The 3,466-nt window shown below is 64.8% G+C and carries 5 protein-coding genes; all 5 read left to right on the top strand.

Annotation, left to right across the window (positions count from 1 at the left end; genetic code table 11):
• Positions 1–1,004 (top strand): sigma-54-dependent Fis family transcriptional regulator (locus tag IV098_RS16145; protein WP_296890941.1); only part of this gene is annotated, 1,004 nt, incomplete at its 5' end.
• 162 nt (positions 1,005–1,166) lie between these two features.
• Positions 1,167–1,709, top strand: coding sequence for an OsmC family protein (locus IV098_RS16140; protein ID WP_296890939.1), 543 nt, complete (start codon positions 1,167–1,169; stop codon positions 1,707–1,709).
• Positions 1,710–1,738: 29 nt separating this feature from the next.
• Positions 1,739–2,908 (top strand): acyl-CoA dehydrogenase family protein, encoded by a 1,170-nt coding sequence (locus IV098_RS16135; protein ID WP_296890937.1) that lies wholly within the window; start codon positions 1,739–1,741, stop codon positions 2,906–2,908.
• Positions 2,905–3,297, top strand: coding sequence for a DUF302 domain-containing protein (locus tag IV098_RS16130; RefSeq protein WP_296890935.1), 393 nt, complete (start codon positions 2,905–2,907; stop codon positions 3,295–3,297). The genes IV098_RS16135 and IV098_RS16130 overlap by 4 nt, the downstream gene beginning before the upstream one ends.
• The coding region (locus IV098_RS16125; protein WP_296890943.1) for a rubredoxin at positions 3,294–3,466 on the top strand (173 nt) is incomplete at its 3' end. The genes IV098_RS16130 and IV098_RS16125, both read left to right, overlap by 4 nt.

Below are 3,466 nucleotides of genomic sequence, written 5' to 3'. Positions count from 1 at the left end.
GCGAACTGAAATGGGTGCTCGAACGCGCCGCGCCGCAACAGGCCTCGCTCGGCATTGTCGGCGAATCGCCGGCGTTGCGTCATGCGCTGCGCCAGATCGAGCAGGTATCGGCGACCGACGTGACGGTGCTGCTGCTGGGCGAGTCGGGTACCGGCAAGGAACTGTTCGCCCGCGCGCTGCATCTGTCGAGTCCGCGCCGCGACCTGCCTTTCGTCAAGGTGAACTGCGGCGCGATCCCGGAGAACCTGTTCGAATCGGAGCTGTTCGGTTACGAAAAGGGCGCATTCACCGGCGCCTCGACCGCGCGCGCCGGCTACTTCGAGCAGGCCCATGGCGGCACCCTGTTCCTCGACGAAATCGGCGACCTGCCGCTGGCGATGCAGGTGAAATTGCTGCGGGTGCTGCAGGAAAAATCGCTGCAGCGCGTCGGCAGCCGGCGCGAAACCCCGATCGACGTGCGCATCGTCGCCGCCACCAACCTCGATCTGCAGCAACAGGTTGCAGCCGGGCGCTTCCGCCTCGATCTCTACTACCGCCTCAACATCATTCCGATCCGCCTGCCGGCGCTGCGCGAACGACGTGAGGATGTCCGCCCGCTGGTGCGCCACCAGCTCAACCTGATCAGCCAGAGCTACCAGCGCAACGTCGGCCTGACACCGGAGGCCATGGAACGGCTGGCCGACTATGCCTGGCCGGGCAACATCCGCCAGCTGCGCAACGTGCTGGAGCGCCTGGTGCTGCTGGCCGAGGGCGCGACGATTTCGGCGCACGAAGTCGAGCGCGTGATCCAGAGCGAAGCCGTCGGCGCGCCCGTCGCCTCGGCAGCCCCCCATCTGCCGCCGCCCTCAAGCGTGCGTCCCTATCTGCCGGCGCAATCGCACGACCGCCAGCAGATCGAGCAGGCACTGGCGCAAACCCACGGCAACAAATCGCGCGCCGCCCAAATGCTGGGGCTGACGCTACGCCAGCTGAATTACCGCATCAAGCGGCTGGAAATGGGCTGACAATGGTTGACAATTTGTTAGCGTGGCGACCTGGCAACCCATGGCAACCCTCAAATAAACCCATAAACATCAATGACTTGACATTTTTTCGCGAGTTGGCACGGGAATCGCAGTACAGGACATATCGGTTATCCGATCCCATCCAATCCGAGGAGTCATGTCATGTCTGAAGTCGTCGCCCTGAAAACCCAAACCGTGCTCGAACCCATCGATGGCGAAGGCCTTGCCGCGCTCGCCACCAAGGGCAAGGCCAATCCGCAGTCGGTTGTCACCCTGAAGGCCAAAACCGTGTGCGAGAGCAAGTTCCGCAACCTCACCTATGTGCGCAATCTGGACGCGCACGTGATCGACGAGCCGCCGCACCTGCTGGGCGACGACACCGCGCCGAACCCGTCCGAAGCGGTGCTCGCCACGCTCGGTTCCTGCCTGTCGGTCGGCCTGCATGCCAACGCTGTCGCGCGCGGCATCATCCTGACCAGACTCGAACTCGAACTCGAAGGCGACATCAACGTCACCGCGGTGTGGGGCGTGGGCGATCTCGATCCGCTGAAGAAACTGGGCTTCACCGATGTGCGGGTGAAAGTGCATCTGGAAGGCGATGCCTCCGAGGCCGAACTGAAAGAACTGGTCGCGCATGCCAACGCCTGGTCGCCGGTCGCCAACACGCTGCGCAATCCGGTCAACGTCAGCGTCGAACTCGGCTAAGCCGTCCGTCATTTTTTCTGGAGCGCATCATGCCTGCCACCGCCCTCGCCCCCGCCCTTCCGGACACGCCTGCTGAAATCCTGCCGGGCCTTGCCGAACTGATCGCCGCCGAACTGGCGCCCCAGGTGGTCGATATCGACCTCAAGGGCATCTACCCCGGCGCATTCCTCAAGAAAGTGGGCGCACTCGGCGGGCTCGGCAGCCTCACGCCGGTGGCGCACGGCGGCACCGCATACGGCCTCAGGCACGCGATCCAGGTGATCGAAGAGGTCTCCAAGGAATGCGTGTCGACCGGCTTTCTGCTGTGGGCGGAATACGCGCTGCAGTGGTACGTAATCAACAGTTCCAACCATGCGCTCGCGGCCGAGATGCTGCCGCTGATGGCGCGCGGCGAAGTGCTCGGCGGCACCGCGCAGTCGAACAGCATGAAATCCTGCGCCGGCATCGAGGAGGCGCGACTCAAAGCCAAACGGGTCGAAGGCGGCTATGTCATCAACGGCGTGCTGCCGTGGGTGTCGAACATCGGTGTCGATCATTACTTCCACATGGGCGCCACCCTGCCCGACACGCCGGGACTGGTGATCGGCCTGATGCACGGCAGCACGCCCGGCCTCACGCTGCTGCAGAACGCGCATTTCATCGGCATGGAAGGCACCAACACCTTCGCCTGCCAGTTCCGCGACGTGTTCCTCGCCGACGCGAAAGTGGTGTGCCATGCGGATGAATTCAACGCCTTCCGCGACCGCACCAAGTCGGCCTTCATCCTGCTGCAGATGGGGATGGGCCTCGGCCTGATCGACGCCTGCGTGGCGATGATGAAGCGCGCCGACAAGCAGTTCGGCCACGTCAACCGCTTTCTCGACGTGCAGGCCGACGCGCTGGAAGCCGAACTCGATGCCGCCCGCGCCGCGACGTATGCCCTGGCCGAAAAAATCGAGCGCGACGGCAGCGCGCCGCACGTGAAAGCCACCCTGCAACTGCGTCTGGCCGGCGGCGAACTCAGCCTGAAAGCCGCCCACGCGGCGATGCTGCATCTGGGCGCCAAGGGTTACCTGTCGAACAACGCGGCACAGCGGCGCCTGCGCGAGGCGTATTTCATCGCCATCGTCACCCCGGCGATCAAGCATCTGCGCAAGGAACTGCACGACTTCGACACCGCCACCTGCGCGCTGGCCCAGCCTGAACTGGAGGTCGCATGATCCGCTTCGCGGTCTCCCTTTCCGTCGACGAAGCGGCGGAGAAGCTCATCGCCGCCATCGCCGCCTACCCGATGGGGCTGGTCGCGCACGCCAATGGCCAGGCCAACTGCGCCAAAAAAGGCATCAGCGTGCCGGCCGACCAGGTGCTCGAAGTATTCCGCCCGGACTACGCCGTCAAGGTGTGGGCGGCGGACAAGGCGGCCGGCATCGACATCCCGCTGCGGATTCACCTGTACGAGGCCGATGGCCGCACTTGGGTGGCGCACCGGCCGGCGTCGGTCGTGTTCCAGCCCTACGCCAACCCCCGGCTCGATGGGCTGGGCGGTGAACTCGATATCATTTTCAACCAACTGCTGGCCGCGCTCGACGCGTGGCGAATTCCATCATGAACCTGTCCGCTGCTGTTTCCACCGCTGAACCCCCCGCCTTCCGCAAATGGAACTGCGCCGTCTGCGACTACGTCTATGACGAAGCGCTCGGCGACCCCGAGCATGGCCTCGCGCCCGGCACCCGCTACGAGGCGATCCCCGACGACTGGAGTTGCCCCGATTGCGGCGT

It is taken from the genome of Thiobacillus sp. (assembly GCF_018780105.1).
GTDB lineage: Bacteria > Pseudomonadota > Gammaproteobacteria > Burkholderiales > Thiobacillaceae > Thiobacillus.
This window is presented reverse-complemented; position numbering and strand designations above follow the sequence as displayed.